At 58.3% G+C, this 24,025-nt stretch carries 23 protein-coding genes and 1 other RNA gene; 11 read left to right on the top strand and 13 right to left on the bottom strand.

Annotated features, from left to right (window positions below; genetic code table 11):
* Positions 1–189: 189 nt before the first annotated feature.
* Both gcvH and gcvT read right to left on the bottom strand, forming a co-directional pair.
* Positions 190–579: a glycine cleavage system protein GcvH gene (gcvH, locus tag AB5Z09_RS15055; protein ID WP_005333898.1), complete on the bottom strand. Its 390-nt coding sequence runs from the start codon at positions 577–579 to the stop codon at positions 190–192.
* A gap of 86 nt (positions 580–665) precedes the next feature.
* A complete protein-coding gene (gcvT, locus tag AB5Z09_RS15050) occupies positions 666–1,763 on the bottom strand; it encodes a glycine cleavage system aminomethyltransferase GcvT (RefSeq protein ID WP_368195620.1) in 1,098 nt (365 codons plus the stop codon).
* Between gcvT and AB5Z09_RS15045 the strand changes: the two genes are divergently transcribed.
* The gene (locus tag AB5Z09_RS15045; RefSeq protein ID WP_041915404.1) at positions 1,740–1,967 is read left to right on the top strand and encodes a hypothetical protein; all 228 of its coding nucleotides are present in this window, start codon (positions 1,740–1,742) and stop codon (positions 1,965–1,967) included. The two genes, gcvT and AB5Z09_RS15045, sit on opposite strands and share 24 nt — an antisense overlap.
* Positions 1,968–2,179: 212 nt before the next feature.
* Here the strand turns inward: AB5Z09_RS15045 and AB5Z09_RS15040 are convergent, their stop codons facing one another.
* The 3 genes from AB5Z09_RS15040 to AB5Z09_RS15030 all read right to left on the bottom strand — a co-directional run bounded on the left by AB5Z09_RS15040 (position 2,180) and on the right by AB5Z09_RS15030 (position 5,541).
* On the bottom strand, positions 2,180–3,448 hold the full coding sequence (locus AB5Z09_RS15040; RefSeq protein WP_368195648.1) for an FAD-dependent 2-octaprenylphenol hydroxylase: 1,269 nt from the start codon (positions 3,446–3,448) through the stop codon (positions 2,180–2,182).
* Positions 3,449–3,570: 122 nt separating this feature from the next.
* A complete protein-coding gene (gene ubiH, locus AB5Z09_RS15035) occupies positions 3,571–4,794 on the bottom strand; it encodes a 2-octaprenyl-6-methoxyphenyl hydroxylase (protein ID WP_368195619.1) in 1,224 nt (407 codons plus the stop codon).
* A 177-nt stretch (positions 4,795–4,971) separates the two neighbouring features.
* A complete protein-coding gene (locus AB5Z09_RS15030; RefSeq protein ID WP_368195618.1) occupies positions 4,972–5,541 on the bottom strand; it encodes a UPF0149 family protein in 570 nt (189 codons plus the stop codon).
* Between the two features lie 173 nt (positions 5,542–5,714).
* Between AB5Z09_RS15030 and zapA the strand changes: the two genes are divergently transcribed.
* Both zapA and ssrS read left to right on the top strand, forming a co-directional pair.
* Positions 5,715–6,047 (top strand): cell division protein ZapA, encoded by a 333-nt coding sequence (gene zapA, locus AB5Z09_RS15025; protein WP_005333910.1) that lies wholly within the window; start codon positions 5,715–5,717, stop codon positions 6,045–6,047.
* A 16-nt stretch (positions 6,048–6,063) separates the two neighbouring features.
* Positions 6,064–6,245, top strand: a non-coding RNA gene (ssrS, locus tag AB5Z09_RS15020) — 6S RNA.
* A gap of 164 nt (positions 6,246–6,409) precedes the next feature.
* On the opposite strand, the gene AB5Z09_RS15015 is transcribed toward ssrS, so the two are convergent.
* Together AB5Z09_RS15015 and fdhD are read right to left on the bottom strand one after the other, a co-directional pair.
* Positions 6,410–8,701 (bottom strand): FdhF/YdeP family oxidoreductase, encoded by a 2,292-nt coding sequence (locus tag AB5Z09_RS15015; protein ID WP_368195617.1) that lies wholly within the window; start codon positions 8,699–8,701, stop codon positions 6,410–6,412.
* The gene (gene fdhD, locus AB5Z09_RS15010) at positions 8,688–9,485 is read right to left on the bottom strand and encodes a formate dehydrogenase accessory sulfurtransferase FdhD (RefSeq protein ID WP_368195616.1); all 798 of its coding nucleotides are present in this window, start codon (positions 9,483–9,485) and stop codon (positions 8,688–8,690) included. The genes AB5Z09_RS15015 and fdhD overlap by 14 nt, the downstream gene beginning before the upstream one ends.
* A 161-nt stretch (positions 9,486–9,646) precedes the next feature.
* On the opposite strand from fdhD, the gene AB5Z09_RS15005 reads away from it, so the two are divergent.
* Positions 9,647–10,555, top strand: coding sequence for a LysR family transcriptional regulator (locus AB5Z09_RS15005; protein WP_368195615.1), 909 nt, complete (start codon positions 9,647–9,649; stop codon positions 10,553–10,555).
* Between the two features lie 84 nt (positions 10,556–10,639).
* Here the strand turns inward: AB5Z09_RS15005 and emrD are convergent, their stop codons facing one another.
* From emrD to AB5Z09_RS14990, 3 genes are all read right to left on the bottom strand, one after another.
* Positions 10,640–11,836, bottom strand: coding sequence for a multidrug efflux MFS transporter EmrD (gene emrD, locus AB5Z09_RS15000; RefSeq protein ID WP_005333920.1), 1,197 nt, complete (start codon positions 11,834–11,836; stop codon positions 10,640–10,642).
* Positions 11,837–12,098: 262 nt separating this feature from the next.
* Positions 12,099–12,761, bottom strand: coding sequence for a glutathione S-transferase family protein (locus AB5Z09_RS14995; protein WP_058056648.1), 663 nt, complete (start codon positions 12,759–12,761; stop codon positions 12,099–12,101).
* Between the two features lie 168 nt (positions 12,762–12,929).
* Positions 12,930–13,385: a hypothetical protein gene (locus AB5Z09_RS14990; RefSeq protein WP_202004724.1), complete on the bottom strand. Its 456-nt coding sequence runs from the start codon at positions 13,383–13,385 to the stop codon at positions 12,930–12,932.
* A 199-nt stretch (positions 13,386–13,584) separates the two neighbouring features.
* Between AB5Z09_RS14990 and suhB the strand changes: the two genes are divergently transcribed.
* Complete coding sequence (gene suhB, locus AB5Z09_RS14985) at positions 13,585–14,388, top strand: inositol-1-monophosphatase (RefSeq protein ID WP_005352992.1); 804 nt, start codon at positions 13,585–13,587, stop codon at positions 14,386–14,388.
* A gap of 417 nt (positions 14,389–14,805) precedes the next feature.
* Here suhB and AB5Z09_RS14980 read toward each other — a convergent pair whose 3' ends face one another.
* Positions 14,806–16,437 carry a methyl-accepting chemotaxis protein gene (locus tag AB5Z09_RS14980; protein WP_156852049.1) on the bottom strand — a complete coding sequence of 544 codons (1,632 nt, stop codon included), beginning with the start codon at positions 16,435–16,437 and terminating at the stop codon, positions 14,806–14,808.
* Between the two features lie 387 nt (positions 16,438–16,824).
* Here AB5Z09_RS14980 and AB5Z09_RS14975 point away from each other — a divergent pair, with 387 nt between their 5' ends.
* The 6 genes from AB5Z09_RS14975 (at position 16,825) to pseC (ending at position 22,673) form a co-directional block, all read left to right on the top strand.
* Entirely contained in the window at positions 16,825–17,757 is a 933-nt protein-coding gene (locus AB5Z09_RS14975; protein ID WP_368195614.1) for a ZIP family metal transporter, read from the top strand.
* A gap of 169 nt (positions 17,758–17,926) precedes the next feature.
* A complete protein-coding gene (mtnN, locus tag AB5Z09_RS14970; protein ID WP_368195613.1) occupies positions 17,927–18,619 on the top strand; it encodes a 5'-methylthioadenosine/S-adenosylhomocysteine nucleosidase in 693 nt (230 codons plus the stop codon).
* Positions 18,616–19,578 carry a cobalamin biosynthesis protein gene (locus AB5Z09_RS14965; RefSeq protein WP_005361502.1) on the top strand — a complete coding sequence of 321 codons (963 nt, stop codon included), beginning with the start codon at positions 18,616–18,618 and terminating at the stop codon, positions 19,576–19,578. The genes mtnN and AB5Z09_RS14965 overlap by 4 nt, the downstream gene beginning before the upstream one ends.
* Complete coding sequence (locus tag AB5Z09_RS14960; RefSeq protein WP_368195611.1) at positions 19,571–20,392, top strand: cobalamin-binding protein; 822 nt, start codon at positions 19,571–19,573, stop codon at positions 20,390–20,392. The genes AB5Z09_RS14965 and AB5Z09_RS14960 overlap by 8 nt, the downstream gene beginning before the upstream one ends.
* A 152-nt stretch (positions 20,393–20,544) precedes the next feature.
* Entirely contained in the window at positions 20,545–21,549 is a 1,005-nt protein-coding gene (gene pseB / locus AB5Z09_RS14955) for a UDP-N-acetylglucosamine 4,6-dehydratase (inverting) (RefSeq protein WP_368195610.1), read from the top strand.
* The gene (gene pseC / locus AB5Z09_RS14950) at positions 21,546–22,673 is read left to right on the top strand and encodes a UDP-4-amino-4,6-dideoxy-N-acetyl-beta-L-altrosamine transaminase (protein WP_368195609.1); all 1,128 of its coding nucleotides are present in this window, start codon (positions 21,546–21,548) and stop codon (positions 22,671–22,673) included. Before pseB ends, pseC begins: the two co-directional genes overlap by 4 nt.
* Before the next feature lie 33 nt (positions 22,674–22,706).
* Here pseC and AB5Z09_RS14945 read toward each other — a convergent pair whose 3' ends face one another.
* Both AB5Z09_RS14945 and AB5Z09_RS14940 read right to left on the bottom strand, forming a co-directional pair.
* Entirely contained in the window at positions 22,707–23,423 is a 717-nt protein-coding gene (locus AB5Z09_RS14945) for an NTP transferase domain-containing protein (protein ID WP_368195608.1), read from the bottom strand.
* Between the two features lies 1 nt (position 23,424).
* Complete coding sequence (locus tag AB5Z09_RS14940) at positions 23,425–24,018, bottom strand: gamma-glutamyl-gamma-aminobutyrate hydrolase family protein (RefSeq protein ID WP_368195607.1); 594 nt, start codon at positions 24,016–24,018, stop codon at positions 23,425–23,427.
* Positions 24,019–24,025: the final 7 nt, after the last annotated feature.

The following is a 24,025-nucleotide window of genomic DNA, read 5'->3' as shown; positions in this document are numbered from 1 at the left end:
AGGGTGCGGCACCGGATGCTGCGGCAGCATCGAGAGGGGATCGCCTTGTTGCGAACCGGCCTGTTTGCCCCCTAGGCACCTAGACTGGCAAACGGCAGGCGCGGGCGACTTCACCCTTCCACCGGCCGGTGCTTGCCCGGCTGGCGGTCATACAAAGGGGCCCTGCTGTATTGGCAGGGCCCGGGGGCATTACTCTTCGTCCACCACGTTCTGGTAGCCTTCTGCATCCAGCAGGTTGGCCAGCTCGCTCTCGTCATCGAGCTTGATGCGGAACAGCCAGCCAGCGCTGTAAGGATCGGAGTTGACCAGCTCGGGGCTCCCTTCCAGCTCTTCGTTGACGGCAATGATCTCGCCGCTCACCGGGCTGTAGATGTCGGAGGCCGCCTTGACCGACTCGGCCACAGCGCAGTCGTCACCGGCACTGACCTGCTTGCCCACTTCCGGCAGCTCGACAAACACCATGTCACCCAGCAGCTCCTGGGCGTGTTCGGTGATACCGACCACGGCCTCGCCGTTGGCTTCAACACGGATCCACTCGTGGGAAGTGGCATATTTCAGTTCGCTCGGGATATGGCTCATTTGTGCTTCCTTTGATCTTTGAGTCGCGTTTAAAAACGAATATGAAAAGGGATGGGGGGGAGGCACAGCCCTCCCCCAAGACGATGTTAAACCAGCTTCTGGCCGTTACGGACGAAAGCGGGCTTGGTGACCTTCACGGTGACCAGCTTCTTGCGGATCTCCACCTCGGCCAGCTCACCGATATCGCGGGGCACCCGCGCCAGGGCAATACTGTAGCCCAGGGTGGGGGAGAAAGAGCCGGAGGTGATCACACCTTCCCGCTTCTCACCGTTTGCCGCGGTGAAGGTAACGTGCATACCGGCACGCAGCACCCCTTTCTCTTCCATCACCAGCCCCACCAGCTTGGGCTGATTGCCCGCCGCTTTCTGTGCTTCCAGCACATCGCGGCCGATGAAGTTACGATCGCTCGGCTCCCAGGCGATGGTCCAGGCCATGTTGGCGGCGAGTGGAGAGATTGACTCATCCATATCCTGACCGTAGAGGTTCATCCCCGCTTCGAGGCGCAGGGTATCGCGGGCACCGAGGCCGCACGGGGCGACGCCGTTATCCAGCAGCGCTTGCCACAGCTCGCAGGCTTTCTCTTGCGGCACTACGATTTCATAACCATCTTCGCCGGTGTAGCCGGTAGTGGCGATAAAGAGATCGCCAGCCTGCACGCCGAAGAAGGGTTTCATCCCCACCACGGCAGTACGCTGGGCGGCACTCAGCACAGCAGCAGCCTTGACCTTGGCGTTGGGGCCCTGCACCGCAATCATCGCAAGCTCGGGACGCTCGGTTACTGTGATATCGAAATCGATGGCGTGATGTCGGATCCAGGCCAGATCCTTCTCGCGGGTAGCGGAGTTGACCACCAGTCGGTAAAACGTATCGCCAAGATAATAGGTGATGAGGTCATCGATCACGCCGCCTTCCGGATTGAGCATGCCGCTGTAGAGGGCCTTGCCGGGGGCAGTGAGTTTGGCCACGTCGTTGGCCAGCAGGTGTTGCAGAAAGGCTTTGACCCGTTCGCCGGTCAAATCGACGATGGTCATGTGGGAGACATCGAACATACCGGCATCGCTGCGCACCGCGTGGTGCTCTTCCAGCTGGGAGCCGTAGTTGATGGGCATTTCCCAACCGTGGAAGTCCACCATCTTGGCGCCGGCTTCCAGGTGTTTGGGATGCAGTACAGTAGTCTGGATCATCGCATTCTTTCCTTAGCAAAAAGCCTTTTCGCTTTGGCGACCACCCTTGCGACCCGCGCCACCGCTCTGACTGCACTGCGTGCAACAAAAAGCGACCGGATCCAAAAGTGTGTGCTCGCTCCTGCCCTTGCCAGGCAAGAGGGATTCCTTGAACGGAGCGGATTATATGACAAGCAGGCGAGCGTGCCGCTCAAAAAAAACTAATCCCCTCCCGTAAAACTGACTCCAGACACTAAGATAAATGCAGTGATAAAAACAGCCATAAGCCGACTCAGGCGAGATTAAATTTTGATTTTTACCGTTTCGTCACAATTTGCAGAAAAACGTTTCGCTCCAGAGCAAAATTAAAGGCTGACACCCAAAACGGGTCATCAGCCTTGTCGGATTACTTTTGTTGTCAAAAACGGCGAGTAATATTAGTTTTTTTCACCCTTGGCCTGCATGGCACTGCCCTTGGTCGCAGCAACAGCCCAGTCAGGACGGGCCAATGCGGGCAACTCTCCCTCCAATCCCATGGCGGCGCGGATCACCCCCTCCTTGAAGGGCGTCAGCAGATTGGCCACGCGCAATCCCACGCCCCGCACCAGCTTCTTGAGCGGGTTGGCCCCGCTGAACAGCCGCTTGAGCCCCTCCATCGCAGCCAGCATGCGAGCCGCTTCGCTCTTGCGCCAGCGCTCGTAGCTGCGCAGGTTGGCGAGCAGGCCGATATCCTCACCCGCGGCATGATTTTGCAAGATCTGCTCCGCCAGCGCGGCAGCATCCAGCAGGCCAAGGTTGACCCCCTGCCCCGCCAGCGGGTGGATGGTATGAGCGGCATCCCCCACCAGCACCAGCCGCTCGCGAGCAAAGTCGCGGGCATAGCGGGCGGTAAGAGGAATCGCGCTGCGCGGCCCCTCCACCTTGCACAGACCGAGCCGGGCATCGAAAGCGGCGGTAAGCTGGCGATTGAACTGCTCGTCATCGCAGGCGCAGAGCGCCTCGGCGCGGGCCGCAGGCAGCGACCAGACGATGGAGCAGAGGTTCTCTTGCCACAGCGGCAAAAAGGCGAGCGGGCCATCCGGGGTGAAGATCTGGCGTGCCACCGCCTCATGGGGTTCGGCACAGCGCACCGTCGCCACCAGCGCGTGGTGACCATAATCCCAGCTGGTAAGCGGGATATCAGCCTGACGGCGCACCCAGGAGTGGGCGCCATCAGCAGCCACCACCAGTTTGGCCGAGATGGCCTGACCATCTTCAAGGAGCAGCAGGGCGCCCGCCGGGCCGCTCTGCAGGCTCTTGGCTCTGGCGGGGGTCAGCAACTGGATATTGCTGGCACCTTCAATCGCCTCAAGCAGCGCCAGCTGGATCACCCGATTCTCGACGATGTGGCCGAGGTTGGCCTGACGCAGGCTGGCGGCATCGAAGTCGATATGGCCGAAACTGTCCTGCTCCCACACCGCCATCTTGTCGTAGGCCTGCAGGCGGCGCGCGTCAATGCCGTCCCAGGCGCCGACATGGCGCAGGATCTGCTGGCTGGCCAGACTCAGGGCACTGACCCGATTATCGGCCACCTCCCCCAGCTGCGGATCGGGCAATTGCCCCTCCACCACCAGCACCTTGAGGGCGCTATGTTTCAAGGCCGCAGCGAGCCCCAGCCCCACCATGCCGCCACCGACAATCACCACATCCACATTTTGCATCTGCATCATCTCATCCTTTCAGGGCTGACCGGCTGGCCAGCGAGGGGACGCCCGCAGGCATCACCTCTTTATTCAATAGGTTTTGATCAACGAATGGCGGTCAACAGGTTCCACTCAACAAGTGCTGGCTAGTTGCCGCACACATCAGCGACAAAGCCCAGGGTGCGCGAGGCAAGCGGCGCCTTGAGGCACGGGAATCGCCCCATCAGGGTGAGCACCAGATTGCGCCCCGCCACCAGCGGATCGTGACCATTGGAGAAGAGCTGGGCCAGCGAAGAGGTGAGCCAGACGGTCTGCTCCTGATCGCGCTGACGCTGCTGCCAGTAGCCACTCAGTACCTTGAAGCTGCCGATATCCTCCCCCTCTGCCAACGCCTTGGCTACGGCGCCGGTAAGCAGATCCAGATCCCGCATCCCGAGGTTGAAGCCCTGTCCGGCAATGGGGTGCAGGGCGTGGGCGGCATTACCGACCAGCAGTGTGCGTTGCGCCAGCGGATAGTCGCAGGCGGTCAGAATGAGCGGATAGACGTGACGCACGCCGCATCGCTCGAAGCGGCCGAGCCGCCAGCCAAAGGCCTGCTGCAGACGGGCGAGAAATGCCGCCTCATCGAGGGCCATCAGCTCATCTACCTCATGCAGCCCGACACTCCATACCAGCGAGGAGAGCCCCTCCTGCATCGGCAGCAGGGCCAGCGGCCCCCCTTCGGTAAAACGCTCGAAGGCGCGTCCCTCAGGGTCTTGCGCCGTTTTGACCGTGGCGATGATGGCGTGCTGCTCAAAGTCGTGGCGGGTCACCGGCAACTTGAAGTGCTGACGCACAAAGGAGTTGCCGCCGTCTGCCGCCACCAGCAGGCGGGTCTCAATCTGTTCACCGCTCTCGAGGGTGAGGGTCACCTTCTCCTCATCGGGCGCAATCTCGCTCACCCGGGCCGGACAACAGACCCGGATATTGGGAGAGGCCGCCATCGCCCGTTGCAGCTCATGACCGGCAGCTGCCAGCTCGATCACCTGGCCCAGCGCGGGCAGACCGTATTCGGCAGCCGACAGGCGAGCCTGACCGAAGTGGCCCCGATCCGAGACATGAATCTGGGTAATGGGGGCGCAATGGGGGGCAAACAGCGGCCAGAGTCCGCGTCGCAACAGCGCATCACAGGTACCGGCCGAGAGCGCAATGGCGCGGGCGTCGAACCCTGAATGGGTGTGCTGTTCGGGGACGCTTGCCTCCAGCAGCAGGATCTCGAGGGGGGAGCCATCGGATCGAAGCAGGGCTGCCAGCGAGAGGGCCAGCACGGCGCCGCTCATTCCACCGCCGACCAGGGTGACATCGACCTGTCGCACATCAGATTGAGACATAAGCAGAGAGGAAGAAGTGAAAAAGGTGGCCTCATGCTATCACAAAGCCGCTGGCCGAATGCGAGGTCACCGGCAAAAAACCGGTTGCGCCTCACAGGGTTAGCCACCACAAGGAAATAAAAAAGAGCGCCATCAGGCGCTCTTGCAGATTCAGTAAGGGTCTCGTTGACCCGCACCTCAATGAAGGGTCGGCGGCGCGCTCGGGGTATCGGGGCGCTTGCCAAACTCTTCGAAGGCCATCATGACACCCAGTTTGACGTGTTCGTAGAGCACCAGGAAGGAGGCTTCGTTCTCGTCATCTTCCTGATCGAACTCGGCAGAGACCTGAGTGATGCTGGCAATATCCTGGATCATCTCCTGCAGCTCTTCCGACGCGCGGGAGAGCTCCTGCTGCACCACACCGAAACCGGCCAGAAACGCCTGTGACCAGTCCACCAGCGAATCGATGCGCTCGTCGAGGGGAGCATCATCGCTTGGCAGCAACAGCTCGACGCCCTTCTGGGCCATGAGGCTCTCGACCACATTGTGATAAAGATCGGTCATCACCTGGCGCACCGGGGCCGGCAGGCCGAAACCGTCGTTCACCAGATCGTTGAAATGGGGCAGCCAACTCTTGTCGTCCAGTGCCACACCGCCGCACACCAGACCGCAGATCACACCATGGGCCTCTACTGCGCTGGCCATCAGCTCATGTTGTGCCATGATGTCGGCCACTGCCGCATATTTAAGGGGGTTTGTTTTGCTCATCGAGGATCCGCTCAAAGTTCAGTCAAATTTGCAGAATTAATGGTCAGGATCCTAGCATTCTCCCTCTTGCAGAGCCAGCAAGGCCTTGAAACTTATGCATCTGCGCTATATAGTCCCGCCCAGTTGTCCACGTGGATAAAGGCGGAAATCAGCTCCGCCGTATTGAGGAAGGCATGAGCACAGAGGCCGTAGAAATCGTCATTTTGGGACGTCCCTACAAGGTATCCTGTCCCTTGGGACAGCAGGATGCCCTGCGCCAGGCCGCCGAGCAGCTGACCGACAAGTTGATCGACCTGCGTCAACGCTCCAAAGTCTCCAGCAACGAGCAATTGGCTATCATGGCGGCGCTCAATTTCTGTCATGAGCTCTGCCTTGAAAAAGAGAAGAACCACCAATACTCTGAGACCATGGACAAGCGGATCAAGATGCTGCAGCGCACCATCGAAGCGGCCCTGATCGAGCACGGACAATATGGTGATTCCAGCGAAGAGGGGCAACAGCCCTAATCGCAAACCGTTTTAAAATTCCCTGGGATGTTTGTCAGCCGGTTCAAGTCCCCGAGCCGATATTCATACCAAACAGGGGATCTGCCTTCTGGCTATTGCGCATGCTCGGCACGACCGAGAAGCCTGCGGTCAGATCCGATCCCCGCCTTGAACCGACGGTTCAAGGGCCCAAACCGGCAACGGCATCTCGGGGTACCAACAGCAAAAGCCCGTCACCAGCGTGACGGGCTTTTTCTTGGCCTGATGCTCAACGCTCCCTACCCCTTTCAGAGCTGAAAAATGCCCCGGATGAAAAGCTCACCCGGGGCATCACCGCATTCACTGTGTAGGCTGTGTTAACGCAGCCAGTCGCATTAGCGCTTTTATTTGACCAGCAACAGATTCTCCTGCTGGCGGGAGGCAGTCACCAGCACCGGGATGGACTTGGAGGTCGGGGTAAACGACCCGGCGCCGATACTGTCGATAGGCACCAGCGGATTGGTTTCCGGATAGTAGGCCGCGATGTTGCCACGCGGGATCTCGTAGATCACCACCACAAAACCTGTCACGCAACGTTCACGCCCGTCGTTGCAGATGGCCGCCATGTCGACCCGATCCCCTTCGGCAAAGCCAAGCTGGAGAGCATCCGCCTCGTTCATGAACACCACGTTGCGCTGGCCCTTGATGCCGCGATAGCGGTCATCCATACCGTAGATAGTAGTGTTGTACTGATCGTGAGAGCGCAGGCTCTGCAGCAACAACACCGGCTGATCCACCATCTGCTCGGCATGGCTGGTACACTCCGGCAACACTGATTGCGGCAGGGTGCTGGTACGGAACTCGGCGCTACCGCTGGCGGTATTCCAAGTCAATAGCGCCGCGGAGTTATCGAGATGAAAGCCGCACGGCTGCTGGATGCGGGCGTTAAAATCGGTGAAACCGGCGATGGTCTGCTCGATAAGATCGCGGATGCGGCCATAGTCATCGCGCAGAGCCAGCCAGTCGACCCGCTCGCTGCCCACGGTAGCGTGAGCCATCCGCGCAACTATGTCGGTCTCGGAGAGGCAGAGCGGCGACACCGGCTCGGCTGCGCCGGTCGAGGCGTGCACCATGCTGAAGGTGTCCTCCACCGTGATCTTCTGGTTGCCCGTGCGCTGGATATCGAGCTCGGTGCGGCCGAGGCAGGGCAGGATCAGCGCAGCCTTGCCCACCTGCAGATGGCTGCGGTTGAGCTTGGTGCTGATCTGCACGTTGAGCTCGGCCTTTTTCATCGCCCCATAGGTGAAGTCGGTATCGGGCGCCGCTGCAGCCAGGTTGCCGCCCAAGCAGATGAGTACTTTGCTCTTGCCCTCATCCAACGCCTTGAGCGCTTCGTACACGTTGTGGCCACGGGCCCGCGGCAGGCTCACCTGCAGGTGACGCTCGAGCCGCTCGATAAAGGCGGCGGTCGGCTTTTCGTTGATACCCATGGTGCGGTTGCCCTGCACGTTGCTGTGACCCCGTACCGGACAGAGTCCCGCCCCCGGCTTGCCAATCTGGCCGCGCATCAGGTGCAGGTTGACGATTTCACGGATGGTATCGACCGAGTGCAGGTGCTGGGTCACACCCATGGCCCAGCAACTGATGATGCGCTGGCTTGCGGCAAATACCCGGGCCGCCTGCACGATGTCGGCGCGAGTCAGGCCGGATTGCTGCTCAATCGCTGCCCAGTCGGTGGCTCGCACCTGCGCCTCATACTCGTCAAAGTGGCGGGTGTGGCGGGCGATAAAGTCGCGATCCACCGCCTCTGGCGCCTCTTCCAGGATGTACTTGGCCATGCCGCGGATGGCGGCCATGTCGCCACCCAGTTTCGGCGTCAGATATTGGTGGCTGATGGTGGTGGCAGCCGGGGTCAGCAGCTCAAGCGGGCTCTGCGGGCTGGCGAAGCGCTCCAGCGCCACCTCTTTCAAGTTGTTGAAGCTGACGATCTTGCAGCCGCCGCGCGCTGCCTGGCGCAGGGCATTCATCATACGCGGGTGGTTGGTACCCGGATTCTGACCATAGACGAACACCGCATCGGCTTTGTCGAAGTCATCCAGCACCACAGTCCCCTTGCCGATGCCGACCGACTGGATCAGCGCTACCCCGCTCGCCTCGTGGCACATGTTGGAGCAGTCGGGGAAATTGTTGGTGCCAAACAGGCGGCCAAACAGCTGATAAAGATAAGAAGCTTCGTTGCTGGCACGCCCCGAGGTGTAGAACTCCACCTCATCCGGGCTATTTAGCCCCTTGAGGGTGTCGGCAATCAGGGTGAAAGCATCGTCCCAGCTTACCGGCTCATAGTGATCGGTCGCCGGGTTGTAGCGCATCGGCTCGGTCAGCCGCCCCTGATACTCGAGCCAGTAGTCCCTCTGGGTAGCCAGCTGGCGCACCGAGTGGGCGGCGAAAAACTCGGCCCCCACCGTCTTGCCGGTAGACTCCCATGCCACCGCCTTGGCGCCATTCTCACAGAACTGGAAGGTGCCGTGGTCGTTGTCACCCCAGGCACAGCCCGGGCAATCGAAGCCGTCGGTCTGGTTGACCCGCAGCAGGTTCTTGATGTTCTGACGGGTCTTCTGGCTGCGCAGCACCTGTTTCATGGTGGATTGCAGGGACGAAAAACCGCCGGCTTTGGCGGGCTTTTCAATATGACTCATGGCACTCTCCGATGGGATCCGCCGGGCGATAGCTCGAATAGCTGACCGGGGCATCAAACTTGGGAATATGAACGACGTTGAGGTTGTATTTGAAGGCCAACCTGACCGCCAGCTGGCTGGGCGATGCCAGACAGATGAGATGACGGGCACCGAAGCGGGCGGCTTTTTGCACCAGCTCGCTGCCGCAGCGGCTGGTTACCACCAGGGCGTCGCACGCACTTTGCTGACGCAGCAGCAGGCCGATCAGCTTGTCGAGGGCATTATGGCGCCCGATATCTTCCCGGCAGTGCAGGATCCGCCCCTTGGCATCCAGCGCTAGCGCCGCATGCAGGGCACCGTGTTGCTGCCCCTTGAGCTGCCACTGGGCGATCTGCGGACGCAGCCCTGCCAGCAAGGCCCCATCCAATGGCGGCGTCAACGGCAACACCGACAGGGCGGGCAACGCCTGCTCCACCGCCGCCACGCCGCAGATGCCGCAGCCGGTCACCCCGATCAGCCGACGCTTGTGTTCGGCCAGAGCGGCCATAGAGCGGTTGGCGATGGTCACATCCAGCACAATACCCTGTTCGGCTGGCGCGATCTCGATGTCGTGGACTTCGTGGTTATGCCGGATGATCCCCTCGCCAAACAGAAAGCCGACGGCAAAATCGTCGAGATCGTCCGGGGTCGCCATCATGACCGCGTGGTTGATGCCATTGATGTTGATGGCGACGGCTACCTCTTCCACCAGATGATCCAGTGACGGCAAGTTGGCGGGGGTTGCGACGGGAGAATGGGCAGGCATGCAGGTTGGCCTAAAAATGCAAACTGCATTCAAGTTTAGAGAGGCGACTGACGCAAAACCAATGAAATAAATCTATATCCTGATAGAGTTGTTCTATCGAAGATGTTTTTTCAATTGATTAATTCTTCAATAGCCGGTTCCACTGCCTCCACTACAACCAGATGAACATCAAGCAACTTCACTACTTTCACGAGCTGGCCAAACACCGGCATTTTGCCAAAGCTGCCAAAGCCTGCCACATCACCCAACCGACCCTCTCGGCCAGCATTACTGCCCTGGAAAAGAGTGTCGGCACCGATCTGGTGGTACGCACCAGCCAGTTTGTCGCCCTGACCGAGGCCGGCGAGCTGGTACGCCAGTATGCCGAACGGATGTTGCTGGAACAGGAGGCGCTCAAGCAGGAGCTGGCCCTGTTCCAAGGCGAACTCTCCGGCACCCTGCGCATCGGCATCGTGCCCCAGTCCAATCTCGACATCATGCCGTTTATCGCCCGCTGCAAGCAGCGCTATCCCGACATCGTCATTCGCCTGTCGGTGCTCAGCAACGAAGCCCTGCTATCACAGCTGGAGCTGCATCAGTGCGATATCGGACTGGGATTTGATGACCCCGCCGGGGGAGCTGGCCGGCGCGCCTTTCACGTCTACCCGCAAGGCGCCAACCAGATGGCGGTGCTGATGAACCGTGACGAAGCGGATCAGTTTCCGCGCAGCGGCGACATTGCGCTTGCTGAACTGCAGCAACAGCCGTTGGTGCTGCCCAGCCGCACCATGCAATTTCGCCAATATCTGGATCGCGCCGCCGAGCAGGGGGAAACCTCGCTCAACGTGGTACTGGAGACCGACTCGCTGTTCCATCTGGTCAGCGCCGTACGCCACCGGCTGGGCTGGGCCATCGTCAGCGCCGGTCTCGCCCGCTCTGCCAGCAAGCTCTCGGATCTCGTTTGCCTGCCTCTCGCTCCGCTGGAGAATATCGGCCATACCGCCTTTCTGACCCGCCAGCAGAGCATCACCCCCGCCATGCGCGCCTTTCTTGAACTGGTGGCAGAAGGTGAACCGGCAAACGCGCCTTGACGCAGGCCGAGCGGTAAACCTCATCCGGTTCTGGCAAAGAAAAAGCCCGCCAGAAGGCAGGCTTTCAAAGAGCAAGCGCGGGCATCAAATCGCCATCTGCTCGTGCGGCGAGCCGTGGTGGCGCAACCAGACAAAGCTCAGCGCCACGATCAGCACCATCAGGGTCATGATCGCCCCCAGAGTCACCTGACCGGTCATCGGGAAACCGGCGGCCAGCAGGGTCACCACGCCCGCCCCCAGATTCTGCATCCCGCCGAGAATGGCACCCGCGGTGCCGGCCTGACCCGGGAAAGGCTCGATGGCGCAGGAGGTGGCGGTCGGGTAGAGAATACCGCTACCGATGAAGTAGACGGCCGCACCACCGACCAGCGAGGCGGCACTCACCACCCCGAACAGCCCCGGCACCAGAATGATGAGTGAGCCGAGCGCCAGAAAGGCGATCCCCAGACGCATCAGCTTGCCCTGAGTCAAACGGAAGCTCAGCTTGGCAGAGAGCCAGGCCCCGAACAGATAGCCGGGCAGCGGCAGCACGAACAGCACGCTCACGGTACGGGCGCTCAGTTTCAGCACATCGCCCAGCAGCACACCGGCCGCAGCCTCGAACACTGCCAAACCGGCAAAGGTCGCCATCAGGCAGAGCAGGTTGCCCTGAAACTTGGGGTTGCCCAGCACATGGCGATAGGCAGCACCGACGCGCAGTGGCTGACGGGCAGCAGCAGGCAGGGTCTCGCCAAACCAGGCCATGATCGCCAGGGTGGCTACGGCACCAAAACCGAACAGGAACCAGTAACCGGCGCGCCAGTTGAACAGCTCGGTCAGCCAGCCACCCAGCACCGGGGCCAGCAGAGGGGAGAAGATCACCCCCATGCTCACCAGACTGTTGGCGCGGTTGAGCTCGGCGCCGTTGTAGCGATCGCGCATCACGGTACGGCTCATGGCGCCACCGGCACCGGTACCCAGCCCCTGAATAAAGCTACCCACTAGCAGGGCGGCAAAATGGGGGATGACCTGAATGATCAGGGTGCCCACCAGAAACACCATCATGCCGACGATCAGCACCGGGCGACGGCCGATACGATCCGACAACGGCCCGTAGACAAACTGGGAGAGGCCATAGGGGATCAGGTAACAGGCCATCACCGCCTGCAACTGGCCCGAGGCCACATTGAAGTCCCCCGCCATCATGGGAATGGAGGGAACATAAAGGGTCTGGGTCATCTGGCCCACAGCGACCATCAAAATGGTCAGTAAAAACAACGGATAAAAACTGTGCCGATCCATATCAGTCCCAAAAAATCGAAAAAATGCTGCCGCCCCTCTGGCACAAAATGGCCCAGAGGAATCTGATCACAGAGGCTGTGATGCAATCAAAAACAGTGTTGGAAACAGTAGGCGGGGAGCCCGCCAAGCCACCGCACAGGACGCTTGGTGGTATGGGGGCATCATAGTGATTCAGCTCACAAAAAACGAACGAATCTTTATAATCGGCTTGCCTTAGTTTTTCTAATATTACGGGGCTTTACGCCCCGTCAGCAGTTAAAAATCAACGTGTTACCATCTGCTGCGCCTGCTTGATCAGCTCATCGGGCTGCTCCTTGCGTGGCGGTATGGTGATCCCCTTCTGGCAGGCAGGTTTCTGTGCCATGCGATCCATCCAGGCTTGCAGATGGGGCAATCCCTCGATGGAGATGCCACTCCAGTCATAAATACGCACCCAGGGCCAGGTGGCAATGTCGGCGATGCTGTACTCGTCCGCCAGATATTCATGATGGGCCAGATGGCTGTCGAGCACCTCGAACAGGCGGCGCCCCTCCTTCTGGTAGCGTTCGATAGCGGCGGGGATCTTCTCGGGGAAGTAGCGGTAGAAGACATTGGCTTGCCCCATCATGGGTCCTACCCCGCCCATCTGGAACATCAGCCACTGGATGGCCTGAGAGCGGCGTTTGGGATCAGCGGGCAGCAACTTGCCTGCTTTCTCCGCCAGATAGATGAGGATGGCCCCCGACTCGAATACGGCGAAATCGTCGTTATCCCGATCGACGATAGCCGGAATACGGCCATTTGGGTTGATGGCGAGAAACTCGGGCTTCTTCTGATCCAGTGCAGACAAATCGAGAGGAATGACCCGATAGGGCAAACCCAGCTCTTCGAGGGCGATCGCCACTTTGAAACCATTGGGGGTCGCGGCGGTGTAAAAGTCGATCATGATTCACTCCTTGTTGGTCATAGCCAGATTGCACGGTTGGAACAGGGTGCAACACCATAGCCGCCTCATCTTGCAACAAGTGACCGGCTCCAGACCATTAAAAAGCGGCGCACCATAGGCCAAACAAGGCCACGGTGCGCCGCTGGTGCGCTCTGGCAATGGTAGATATTAGTTGATCACGGCGACCGGCTTGCGCTGGCGCAGCATGATCAGACGGGAAAGCAGCGGGAAGTAGGACTCCAGCTTGCGCAACAGCACCCGGCTGCAGGCAGGCTCGGCCAGCTCCGACTCATCCAGCACGATGCCGTTTGAGACAAAATAGAAACGGGGGTCACGCACATCCGGCCCGCAGACCGTCAGCTCCTTGTCTCCCTTACGGATCAGCAGCGGCAAGACCGGCAAACCGATCGTCTCATCCTCTCCCCGGGCAAATCCGGCATCCTGCCAGGGCGCATCGCCGTCGATCAGCAGGATCGCCGCCTCCGTCTTGGCCGGTTGCCACTGGGCCAGGGGGGTCACGGTGATGTGGGTAAAGTGATCACCATACTCGGGTGATGACCGCAAGATGGCCAACAGTCCCTCGCTGGCCGCTGACACGTTCTGACTCACTAATGACAAATTCATGGTTCACATCCCTATGCTCATGACAGCCTGTATCCGGCTGCTGGGATAAGACTAGCGCAGATCTGGTCTATATTGGAGCCGTCAAATCTGGCAGTGGTAATCAATTGGTCGTAGGGGGATAACAGTTGCCATCGCACAAAATACTGGTATTATACCGCGTCCTTTTATCCCCCGTTCTTTAACATCCAGTGGTGAACCTATGCATCCGATGCTGAATATCGCCGTGCGCGCTGCGCGCAACGCCGGTCAAGTTGTAGTAAAAGCCTTCTCCCAGCCTGAGAACATTGAGGCTATCCAAAAAGGCAGCAATGACTTCGTGACCAACGTTGACCGTGAAGCCGAAGCGGCCATCATTCACACCATCAAAAAATCTTACCCGGAGCACAGCATTGTTGCTGAAGAGTCTGGTGAGATTGCCGGTACCAATCCGGACTACCAATGGATCATTGACCCACTGGATGGCACTACCAACCTTGTCAAAGGCATTCCGCACTTTGCCGTCTCCATCGCCCTGCGCGTGAAAGGCAAAACCGAACAAGCCGTTGTTTACGATCCCATCCGTGACGAGCTGTTTACTGCTACCCGTGGTAGCGGTGCCCAGCTGAACGGCTACCGCATCCGTGTCGGCAAAGCCAAAGAGCTGGCTGGCACCGTGCTGGCGACCGGTTTCCCCTACAAACAAAAGCACCACATCGAGTCCTACCTGAAGATGTTCCAGAGCATGTTCATCGAATGTGCCGACATCCGTCGCTCCGGCTCTGCCGCGCTGGATCTGGCCTATGTGGCTGCCGGTCGTGTCGACGGTTTCTGGGAAATCGGCCTGAAACCCTGGGACACCGCTGCCGGTGAGCTGCTGGCAAAAGAAGCCGGCGCCATCGTCACCGACTTCGTAGGTGGTCACAACTACGAAAACTCCGGCAACATCGTGGTTGCCAACCCGCGCGTCCTGAAAGAGATGCTGGGCAAGATCCGTGAAGAGCTGCCGGAGTCTCTGGCCAAATAAGCCAGCTCCCCATCCCCAGCATTCACCAAGATAAAAAAACCGGCGCAAGCCGGTTTTTTTATTGCTGCGATATACCCTGTCAGGGCATTCCAACCAACTGCTTATGCTCTTCTTCCCCGTAGCGCACACCCCAACCGCTCGCCCCGTTCCCCATCCCCAAAACCGTTCGTCGCCCTTCTCTCGTTAGCAAATACGCATTAACCAACCTTCTTGAATATCACCGCGCACAGGCCGGGATAATCATCTGCCCCCTGTTTGTTGCCCTGACCTTCATCCCCTTGCGAAGAACCCCGACCATCTGGCCTCGTCCCCATCGCCAGATAAAAAAACACCCGGCACATGGCCGGGTGTCGTGAGGGCATGCAAAACGCCCCGACTTTTTATGAATGAAGAGGCCGGCGTACGCCAGCCCCTTTATCAGGCGAGGCGGAAGCGACCGATGGTCTGCTTCAGACCCACCGCCAGCTGGCTCAGCTCCAGACAGGCGCGGGCAGTATGATCGGCGCCCAGAGCCACCTCGTTGGCGGACTCGTTGATCCGCTCGACGTTGCGGCCCAGCTCGTCGGAGACCGCATCCTGCTCGCCGCAGGCGCTGGCAATCTGGATCGCCATATCGGCAATCTGGGCGACCGCCTCTTCAATCTGCTGGATGCCGTTGCTGGTCTGCTCGCTCTGATCCACACACTGGCGGATCATCTCGCAGCTCTGGCCAGTCACCTCTTTGGCCTGATTGGCGCGTGCCTGCAGGGTTTCGATGATGGCCACGATCTCGCCGGTCGAGGCCTGGGTACGACCCGCCAGGGTGCGCACCTCGTCGGCCACCACCGCAAAGCCACGGCCTTGCTCGCCGGCACGGGCAGCTTCGATGGCCGCATTGAGGGCCAGCAGATTGGTCTGCTCGGCGATGCCGCGGATCACATCCACCACCACGTTGATCTGGGCAGATTCGCGCTCCAGCTCGGTCACCAGCGTACCGGCCTGCTCGATCTCTTCGGCAACCCGGGTGATGGCCACCAGCGAACGCTGCACATCCTGATTGCCGTTGCGGGCCAGCGCATTGGCTGAGCTGGCGGAGCTGGAGGCGGTTTCGGTATTGCCAGCCACATCGGCCACGGTGGCCTTCATCTGGGTCATGGCGGTCGCCACCAGAGAGATCTCCTGCTGCTGGCTCTGAATACCCTTGGCGGACTGCTCGGAGACGGCGCTCACCTCATCGATGGCAGTGCCAAGCTGGGTGACCGCAGCCACCACCTCTTCGATCAGACCGCGCAGGTTGTCCTGCATCTTGAGAGAGGCTTTGGCCAGCATGCCCAGCTCGTCGCGGCCGATATGCTGACGCTCCAGCTGATGGGTCAGATCGCCGGCAGCAATGGCATTGGCCTGCGCCACCACGGCTTGCAGCGGCAGGCAGATCTGGCGGGTCAGGAACCAAGTCATCACCACCATGAACACCAGCAGGGCACCGATGCTCACCATGGCGAAGGTGGTCACCATGCTGACGCTGCCAAGCAGGCTGCCACGGTTCTCTTTGACGAAACCGAGGTTCACCTGGATCAACGAGTTGACCGCCTGCTCCAGCGCCCCGAAGAGCGGGTTGGAGGCAAACAGCTGGGTTTTGGCCTGATCATGCTGGCCCTGCACCAGCAGCATATCAAACTCGTTTACCGAACGTTGATAAGTGAGCCACTGTTGTTTGGCTTGGTTAAACACCTGGCGCTCGTTGTCGGCACCCACAGTCGCCTCGTAGGCACGAAATGCCTCGTCAACCTTGCGAATATTCTCCTGAATGCGGCCACGACGGGCCTGCAAGTCGGCGGCATCATCCACCATCAGCAGGGCAAATTGGGCCCGACGTACATAAGAGACGTCGTAGAGCAGGGTTTCGACCGAGAGCACGCTCGGCAAAGTGGAGTCGGTAAAATTCAGCACCCGATCGCGCACGCCGCGCAATTCACTGGAGAGAAAAACACCGAAGACAACGTTGACTGCGGCAATAACCGCAAAAACCACGGCAATCTTTTTGCCGATGGAGAGATTCTTGTAAAACATGATTGGCTGTTGATCCTCAACTGCTGACAAGCAGGTAAACAGTAGCGATCACATCCGTATGAGCTGATCCCGGCCATTCCTGACGGGAGATGGAAGGTTGCGAAAGCGGGGGAAGGACGATTTCGCGAGGCGCGCACTCTATCACAATATCGCCTAATCCTTCACCGGATTTCACCAAATGAATGCAAGCTGGTTTCCTTCACAACCCGACATTCATCACAAAATATTTATAGCGACCAAATCATTTCAAATAGTTAACCGATAAATGCAATCGAGGCAGTGGCATGGACAAGGGGCCATCAACTCGTTGTAATGACCAACATGACCCGATGGCGGAGCGCCATCCCCCTTCGTTGTAACCATTTGCTGTAACAAGAGGCCCTGTTTATGGATAACAGCTCGTATCTGCCTGCTTCAACCTGGTCTGCCCAGCTGCGTGAACAACTGCAGGCGCGGCCACTCACCGCCCTCGGTCTCTTTATCGCGCTGGCTGCCGTCTTGTTGCTGCTGTTGCAGAGTCTCATCATGCTCGCTACCGGCGAGGTGACCAGCGGCGTGCGCTATGGCCTTGTCGGTGGTGCCGCCGGGTTTGCCGCCACCGCCATCGGCGCCCTGCCCGCCCTGTTTCTGCGCTCGGTGCCGCAAAAGGTAGAGGACACCATGCTGGGCTTTGCCGCCGGCATGATGCTGGCGGCCAGTGCCTTCTCCCTGCTGCTGCCGGGGCTGGAGGCCGCCGAGGGGATCACCGGCAACGGCTTTAGCGCCGCCGCCGTGGTGGTGGTCGGCATGACCCTCGGGGTGCTGTTGATGCTGGGACTGGACCAGTTCACCCCGCACGAGCATGACACAACCGGCCCCTGCGGCCCCGGCCATGAGAGCTGCTCCCGGGTCTGGCTGTTCGTCTTTGCCATCGCCCTGCACAACCTGCCGGAGGGGATGGCCATCGGGGTCAGCTTCTCGCAGGGGGATATGTCGGTGGGGCTGCCGCTCACCACCGCCATCGCACTGCAGGATATTCCCGAAGGACTGGCGGTGGCGCTGGCCATGTGCGCCGCCGGTTTTCGCCCCTCGGTGGCGGTGCTGGTCGCCATCGCCAGCGGCCTGCTCGAACCGATTGGCGCCCTGCTCGGGGTGGGGCTCTCCAGCGGCCTTGCCATCGCCTACCCCATCGGACTTGGGCTCGCCGCTGGCGCCATGCTGTTTGTGGTCTCGCACGAGGTAATTCCGGAGACTCACCGCAACGGTCATCAGACCTATGCCACCCTTGGCCTGATGGCAGGCTTTGCCCTGATGATGACCCTCGATACCGCGCTCGGCTAAAGACACTAGCCCCTCTCTCATCAATGCTTTTTGTCACCTGCGGCGCTCCCATATGGAGCGCCGCGTTTCATCTCTCCTTTCGCTTGTGCCTCTCGGCGCCGACGCCATCTTTTGTTATGATCTACAGCAACTTAAATTCAGCCACACGGCTATCAAGACGAGGTCAGCAATGAAAGTAGGTATTATCGGCGCCATGGAGCAAGAAGTGGCCCTGCTGCGCAGCCAGATGAGCAACCCCACCACCCTGCAACTGGGCGGCTGCGAGTTCTATCAAGGGGAGCTGGCAGGCAAAGAGGTTATCCTGACCCGCTCCGGTATCGGTAAGGTCGCCGCCAGCGTGGCCACCAGCCTGCTGCTGGAAAAGTTTTCCCCCGACTGCGTCATCAATACCGGCTCTGCGGGCGGCTTTGCCCAGGACCTGCATATCGGTGATGTGGTGATCGCCAGCGAGATGCGTTTCCACGATGTGGACGTGACCGCCTTTGGTTACGAGATGGGCCAGATGGCGCAGCAACCCGCCGCCTTCGCCTGCGACAAGAAACTCATCGCGGTCGCTCAGGATTGCATCGCCGAGCAGGGCAAGCACCAGACCAAGGTCGGCCTTATCTGCACCGGCGATCAGTTCATGTGCAAACCGGACGCCATCGCCAAGGCTCGCGCCGACTTCCCGCAGATGCTGGCGGTCGAGATGGAAGGTGCAGCGATCGGTCAGGTGTGCCACATGTTCAAGGTGCCCTATCTGGTGGTACGCGCCATGTCCGATATCGCTGGCAAGGAACAGGTTGAATCCTTCGATGCCTTCATCGAAGTGGCCGGCAAGCACTCCGCCGAAGTGATCATCAAGATGCTCGGCAAGCTGTGATCGAGACCGGCTCGCTTGATTTGATGGCCGACGCCCTCCTTTCGACGACGGCGGCCATTCTGGTAGGGGCTGCCCTGCTGGAGGCGGTGATCCCGTGGCCATCCCATCTGCGTCTTTCGGCCGTCACACCCTTGTTGACCCGGCTGGGGCACAAGGTGCACAGGACTGATGGCACGCCACACCAGCAGCTGCAAGCAGGTATGCTGGCGATACTGGTGGTCTGGGCACCCTGCGCAGCAGGGCTCTGGTCGTTGCGCAATCTGGCATTGAGCGAGCCGATCTTCGACCTGATGTTCTTGCTGCTGATGCTCGAATCCCGTCCACTGCGCGAACTCGCCCATGCCACTCACTCGCTCGCCACGCAGGAGACCCTGCCGCTGGCAAGATTGCAGGCGGCTCACTGGCTTAAGCGGGAGACCGGTAAACTCTCGACCATGGGGCTCGCCAAAGCGGTGACGGAGAGCTGTGCCCTGCGTCTGGTCGGCCAATGGGCTGGCCCCTTGATGGGGTACGCTCTCGCGGGGGTACAAGGTGCACTGCTCTGGCGGCTGACTCAGCTGATGAGCCAGGGCTGGAGCATGAAGGATCCCGCGTTTGGCTATTTTGGCCGAGCCGCCAGCGCCCTTTATCAGGGGCTCAATGCCCCCACCATCCTGCTGTTGGGGCTGCCGCTCCTGCTCCCGCGGCTCAAGCAGGCAGCACAGCTGCTGCGAAGTGGGGCGCTCTGGCCCTATCCCGCCATGGGGATGCTGCTCACTCTGCTGGTAGACAAGTGCCGGATCCGCCTTGGTGGTCCTCGCTACTATCAGGGGGCTCTCCAGCGCTGGCCAGTCATCGGCACGGGTGCTGAGCCAGATAGCGAGACTCCGCGCAAGGTGCTCAATATTCTGCAAGGAATTGGCTGGGGCTGGTTGATGCTGGCGCAGCTTGTCACTGTGGCGGGGTTACTTCATGGTTAGATGGTTGCGATTGCCGCTCTGGCTGCCCTGCGTACTGATTGCCTGGTTGCCCGGTGCCCTGCAGGCCGCAACGCCGACCCGGGTGGTGAGCATAGTACCCCATCTTACCGAGCTGCTTTATGACATCGGCGCCGGTGACAAGCTGGTGGCCATCGACGATGCCTCAGACTATCCCGCCGAGGTGAAAAACAAACCCAAGGTGGCCAATTATCGCAGCATCAATGTCGAAGCCCTGCTGGCACAAAAACCGGACCTGATCCTGGGCTGGCGCTCGGCCCAGTCACGGATGCTGGCCCCGTTGGAACAGCTGGGTATCCCGGTGTTCTACTCTGAACCCACCGATTTTGCCTCGCTGGCGACCGAGATGCGGGCGCTGGGCAAATTGCTTGGAGTGGAGAAGAGTGCCAACGAAGCCGCCGATCGCTATCTGGCGCGCCTGCATTCCCTGCAACAGCGCTATGGCCAACCAACCGGCGTCAAGGTGTTCTACCAACTCTGGTACCCGCCGCTCACCAGCGTCAGTGGCAATGCCTGGCCGGCTCAGGCCATCGAACTCTGCGGCGGGATCAACATCATGGCGAATGCCAAGACCCCTTACCCTCAAGTGGACATGGAACAGGTGATCAGAGCCAACCCATCGCTGATCCTGGCAGGGAGTCAAGATCCTGACGCTCTGCGTCACTGGCTGAAGTGGCCTAATCTCGACGCGGTGCAGCATCAGCGACTCGATTTGATCAACTCGGATGAGCTGCACCGCTTCACCCCGAGAGCCCTTAATGCGGTGGAAGATGTATGCAGGGCAATCAGAAAGTAACAAAAGCCAAAGAGACAAAGAGAAAAAGACCCGATTGATACCCCTGGCTTTAAAACCGTTTTTATGAGTTGATCACACTCTTTACAGAAAAAGCTGGTACTTTATTTGCTAGCATATGATTCATCTACTGTTTTTGAGACGAGATGCCCACAATGTTCAACGATAAAACGCTACTCATCACAGGTGGCACTGGCTCGTTTGGCCAGCGATTGGTCAAGACAGTACTGGAACGTTATAAACCCAAACGCCTTATCATCTATTCTCGCGACGAGCTGAAACAGTTCGAGATGCAGCAAGAGTTCAACGACACGTGCATGCGTTATTTCATCGGGGATGTCAGAGACGCCAACCGCCTTACCATGGCAATGCGCGGTGTGGATTACGTGGTTCATGCAGCCGCACTCAAGCAGGTTCCAGCCGCTGAATACAACCCCATGGAGTGCATTAAAACCAATATCCATGGTGCAGAGAACGTCATCCAGGCCGCTTTGCTCAATCAAGTCAAAAAAGTTATTGCCCTCTCCACTGACAAAGCCGCCAATCCAATCAATCTCTACGGTGCCACCAAACTGGCATCAGACAAGCTCTTCGTGGCAGCAAACAACATCGCGGGGCAGGATCCCACCCGTTTTGCCGTAGTCCGCTACGGCAACGTGGTCGGTTCTCGCGGTTCTGTCGTCCCCTTCTTCCAAAAGCTGATTGACCAGAATGCAGATGCGTTGCCCATCACCCATGAGGAGATGACGCGTTTCTGGATCACTTTGCAGCAAGGGGTGGATTTCGTGCTGGACAATTTTGGGCGGATGAAGGGAGGGGAAATATTCGTTCCCAAATTGCCATCTGTTCGCATCACAGATTTGGCCAGTGCTATGGCCCCAAACCTGCCACACAAGATCATCGGCATTCGCCCGGGAGAGAAGCTTCACGAAGTGATGTGTCCTGCCGATGACTCTTATCACACCTTCGAGTTTGATGACTTCTTCGTGATTGGCCCAACCATCAACTTCAATAATCGCAACAACGATTTCTCCAAAACAGCGGCGGGCGAAAAAGGAAAAATGGTAGAACAGGGCTTCGAATATAACTCTCGCAGCAACCCTCACTTTTTCAGCATAAAACAGCTCCAGAAGATGAACCAGAGCAAGGTAGCAGAATGATCCCCTACGGCCGTCAATCTATCAGCCAGGCAGATATCGATGCTGTCGTGGACGTTCTCAAGTCCGACTTCCTGACCCAAGGGCCGGTCGTTCCACGCTTCGAGCAAGCGGTTGCGGACTACTGTGGAGCTAAATTTGGGGTGGCGGTCAATTCAGGTACTGCAGCACTCCATATCGCCTGTCTGGCGCTGGGAGTTGGCCCCGGCGACTGGATCTGGACATCCCCCATCAGCTTTGTGGCATCAGCCAATTGCGCTCTCTATTGTGGTGCACAAGTCGACTTCGTCGACATTGAGCCCGATACAGGGAACATGTGCGCAGTGGAGCTGGAGAAGAAACTGATTGCCGCCAAGGCGGAAGGAAAACTACCCAAGGTAGTCATACCGGTACACTTTGCCGGCCTCCCCTGCGATATGCAGGAGATCCACCGCCTAGGGCAGGAGTATGGCTTTCGGATCATCGAAGATGCCTGTCACGCCCTGGGTGCTCGCTATCACGATGAACCCACCGGCAACGGCCGCTACAGCGACATCACCGTCTTCAGCTTCCACCCGGTGAAGATCATCACCACCGGTGAAGGAGGGATGGCCATGACCAACGCCCCAGGGCTTGCCAAAGCAATGCGCATGCTCCGCAGCCATGGCATCACCCGTGAACCGGAAGACTTTATCAATGAGCCGGACGGCCCTTGGTATTACGAGCAGCAGCTGCTCGGTTTCAACTACCGGATGACCGATATCCAGGCGGCACTGGGGTTGAGTCAGCTGAACCAACTTGAACTGTTTCTCGCCAAACGCCGCCATATTGCCGCACGCTATCAGGCTGAATTACCTCACCCAAGTCTCGAAGTACTAGCCAACCGTGATGATCGTCTTTCAGCCTGGCACCTATTTGTTATCAAAGTGCCTGCCGTGTGCCGTAAAGCACAATTCGAACAGCTCAAAGCCCACGGGCTAGGTGTAAACGTTCACTATATCCCCATAGGCCATCAGCCATATCATACCGGTACTTGTGAAAAAGCAACCAGCTTCTACGAGCAACTGATAACACTACCGCTTTATCCTGCTTTATTGGAACAAGAAAGCAATCTGATGAAGATAATTCATCAAGCACATTCTCTCTGAACATTAAAAAAGCTACCAACCGGTAGCTTTTTATTATTCATAACAAGCCAAGTCTTCTTGTGAATCAATCTCCCCCCACCGTCCTTCATAGGGAAAAACACGAACTTTTATATTATTTTGTTGAATCATGGCATTTAAGGTGCCGGTCATATGCATATTATCTTGCATCACAGCCGGTAACTCTGCACGATACATCTCTACTTGTTTCCAACCTACGGGTGAAAACTTCAAGAGACCCATATATTGCCCCTGTATTAGAGCAGCGTCGGTAGTCTTATTACCAATTTCAGTAAGAAAATGCTCATCATCAAGCTTGAAACTTTCCGCATCAGATAACGGGTCAGAAAAACGTTGACGCCATAAATCCAACCAGCTTGGATCATAAGTTAGAGATATATCATCCTTATTACTAAGCAAAGCAATTACAGCTTCGGATGTATAAAATATATCAGAGTATGAAACAATACATTCCTCGTTCATCAGCCACTCGCGTGCGCAGCACAGTGATGAAACCATGTTCGTTTCAGCCCATCTTGGATTATGGAACTCAACCAAATCGTAGGATAAAAGAGCCTCTCTCATATACCCAGTCACAACTGCAATATCAGTAATACCAGCCTCTTTTAGCGCTGAAAGTTGATATTCAAGAAGAGGTCTGCCATGTAACAGCGTAAGACATTTTGGTTTGGCTGCTGTCATCTCTTTCATTCGACTACCTCGACCGGCAGCCAAAATAATTGCTTTTGTCATGTCATCCTCCCATCACTATCTTATGAAACCGATCAAGCCATACCAAGCTGAAAGGAAAATCACGCTCCGGATGCCACATCCAACCTTCGCATGGCCAATCTCGGTGTGCAATCGCCTCAATAGTGCCTTCTGTTGACCTTGCTATAACAGTAAACTTCTCAGGAACAGATAATGCACCATAGCGGTGAAAACTGTTAACATTAGCGGAGATATCACCATATATATCATGCCTTTTCCCAACGTGGTCAGTTACCTCATTCAATGTCCCGCCAGACCAGGTGACAAGCATCTGCATACCACGGCAAATACCCAAGGTAGGAACCTTATGTGAATGGGCCCAGTTCAATATTCTACTCTCCGTATTATCCCTGCACTGAAAATCGCCTATATCATTCCCACCTGAGAGAATAATTGCATCTGGCTTTATATGATGAAGATATTGAAGAAGTGTTGCCTCATCCAACACATTCGACACTGGGAAAGGTAACCCGCCCGCAGCCACCACCCATCGACAAACATCCTGATCCAAGGCATCACGGGTCTCATTGCGTTCCTTGAAACTATCCACACGCTGAGTAACTATTACTTTGAACATGCTCAGA

Origin of the sequence: Aeromonas sp. R2-2 (assembly GCF_040908355.1) — a bacterium.
Lineage (GTDB): Bacteria > Pseudomonadota > Gammaproteobacteria > Enterobacterales > Aeromonadaceae > Aeromonas > Aeromonas veronii.
The sequence above is the reverse complement of the archived record's forward strand: the minus strand, read 5'-3'. Positions and strand labels throughout refer to the sequence as shown.